This is a genomic window from Pseudoalteromonas porphyrae, assembly GCF_001298125.1.
In the GTDB taxonomy this organism is placed as follows: domain Bacteria; phylum Pseudomonadota; class Gammaproteobacteria; order Enterobacterales; family Alteromonadaceae; genus Pseudoalteromonas; species Pseudoalteromonas neustonica.
On sequence record NZ_LHPH01000049.1, the window covers coordinates 1 to 2,969 of the forward strand.

A 2,969-nucleotide genomic window follows, 5' to 3' on the forward strand; every position below is an offset into this window, starting at 1 on the left:
ACTGCAAGCAACCAGCTTGTTGACTTTACAGAGCAAAATCCCGATACAGCGACTATTTCAGGGCGTGTGTATTTTGATGAAAACCAAGATGGCACCATTGCAGATAACGACACGTTATTAACGAATGTCGATATTACCTTAACGGGTAAGGATATCTTCGGTTCAGACATTAACTTTACCGCGCAAACAAATGCGCAAGGTGAATACACGTTCGCTGATTTATTTGCCTCAGATGCCAATGGATACACAGTAACGCAGACGCAACCTGCGCTTTATAAAGACGGTGTTGAGCGTAACAATGCAGGCATGATTGCAGGCTCTGATGTAACAGATACGGTTACCGTTGCGCTTTCAACAAGCAATCAGCTAGTTGACTTCACAGAGCAAAACCCAGATACAGCAAGCGTGTCAGGCCGTGTGTACTTCGATGAAAATCAAGACGGCACCATTACAGGTAACGACACGTTATTAGCGAATGTCGATATTACCTTAACGGGTAAGGATATCTTCGGTTCAGACATTAACCTTACCGCACAAACGAATGCGCAAGGTGAATACACGTTTGCGAATTTATTTGCTTCAGATGCTAGTGGTTATACCGTAACGCAAACGCAACCTGCGCTTTATAAAGACGGTGTTGAGCGTAATAGTGCAGGCATGATTGCAGGCTCTGATCTAACAGATACGGTTACCGTTGTGCTGACTACAAACAACCAGCTAGTTGACTTCACAGAGCAAAATCCAGATACAGCGACTATTTCAGGCCGTGTGTACTTCGATGAAAATCAAGACGGTGTGATTGCAGATAACGATCTGTTATTAGCTAATGTAGACATTGCCCTAACAGGTAAAGACATCTTCGGCACTGACATTAACCTAACAGCGCAAACAAACGCGCAAGGTGAATACACGTTTGAGAATTTATTTGCCTCAGATACCAATGGGTACACCGTGGCGCAAACACAACCCGCGCTTTATAAAGACGGTGTAGAGCGTAACAGCTCGGGTGCTATAGCAGGCTCTGATTTAACAGATACGGTTATTGTTGCGCTTTCTACAAACAATCAGCTTGTTGACTTTACAGAGCAAAATCCAGATACAGCAAGCGTTTCGGGACGTGTGTATTTCGATGAAAACCAAGACGGTACACTTGCCGGTAACGATAAGTTACTTACTGGCGTAGCGATTACCTTAATAGGTAAAGATATCTTCGGGACTGACATTAACCTGACAACGCAAACAAACGCGCAAGGTGAATACACGTTTGAGAATTTATTTGCCTCAGATGCCAATGGATACACCGTGGCGCAAACACAACCCGCGCTTTATAAAGACGGTGTTGAGCGTAATAGCTCGGGTGCTATTGCAGGCTCTGATCTAACGGATACAGTGACTGTTGTGCTGACGACAAGCAACGAGCTTGTTGACTTCACAGAGCAAAACCCAGATACAGCAAGCGTGTCAGGCCGTGTGTACTTCGATGAAAATCAAGACGGTGTGATTGCAGACAACGATAAGTTATTAGCTAATGTAGATATTGCCCTAACAGGTAAAGACATCTTCGGAACTGACATTAACCTGACAACGCAAACAAGCGCGCAAGGTGAATACACGTTCGCGAATTTATTTGCTTCAGATGATAATGGATACACAGTAACGCAGACGCAACCTGCGCTTTATAAAGACGGTGTTGAGCGTAACAATGCAGGCATGATTGCAGGCTCTGATCTAACAGATACGGTTACCGTTGTGCTTTCTACAAGCAATCAGCTTGTTGACTTTACAGAGCAAAACCCAGATACAGCAACTATTGCAGGCCGTGTGTACTTCGATGAAAATCAAGACGGTGTGATTGCAGACAACGATAAGTTATTAGCTAATGTAGATATTGCCCTAACAGGTAAAGACATCTTCGGAACTGACATTAACTTGACAACGCAAACAAGCGCGCAAGGTGAATACACGTTCGCGAATTTATTTGCTTCAGATGATAATGGTTACACCGTAACGCAAACACAACCCGCGCTTTATAAAGACGGCGTTGAGCGTAACAATGGAGGCATGATTGCAGGCTCTGATGTAACAGATACAGTGACCGTTGTGCTGACTACAAACAACCAGCTAGTTGACTTTACTGAGCAAAACCCAGATACAGCGACTATTGCAGGGCGTGTGTATTTCGATGAAAACCAAGACGGCACCATTGCAGATAACGATAAGTTACTTACTGGCGTAGCGATTACCTTAACGGGTAAGGATATCTTCGGTTTAGACATTAACCTGACAACGCAAACGAATGCGCAAGGTGAATACACGTTCGCTGATTTATTTGCCTCAGATACCAATGGTTACATCGTCACGCAAACACAACCTGCGCTTTATAAAGACGGTGTTGAGCGTAATAGCTCGGGTGCTATTGCAGGCTCTGAAACAACTGATTCGGTCACAGTTCAGTTAGTGGCTAACAATAATGAGTTAGTCGATTTTACTGAGCAGAACCCCGATACAGTGACTATTTCAGGCCGTGTGTACTTCGATGAAAATCAAGACGGTGTGATTGCAGACAACGATAAGTTATTAGCTAATGTAGACATTACCTTAACGGGTAAAGACATCTTCGGTTCAACAATCTCGTTAACGACACAAACAAGTGCGCAAGGTGAATACACGTTCGCTGATTTATTTGCCTCAGATGCCAGCGGTTATACCGTTACGCAAACACAACCTGCGCTTTATAAAGACGGTGTTGAGCGTAACAATACAGGCATGATTGCAGGCTCTGATCTAACAGATACAGTTACCGTTGTGCTTTCTACAAGCAATCAGCTTGTTGACTTCACAGAGCAAAACCCAGATACAGCAACTATTGCAGGGCGTGTGTATTTCGATGAAAACCAAGATGGCACCATTGCTGATAACGACAAATTATTAGCCGATGTAGGCATTACCTTAACGGGTAAAAATATCTT

General features: G+C 43.9%; 1 protein-coding gene. It reads left to right on the plus strand.

Going from position 1 to position 2,969, the window contains the following annotated elements; genetic code table 11:
- Window positions 1-2,969, plus strand: a 2,969-nt coding sequence (locus tag ADS77_RS20985; RefSeq protein WP_200909664.1) for an SdrD B-like domain-containing protein, incomplete at both ends; no start/stop codon positions are given.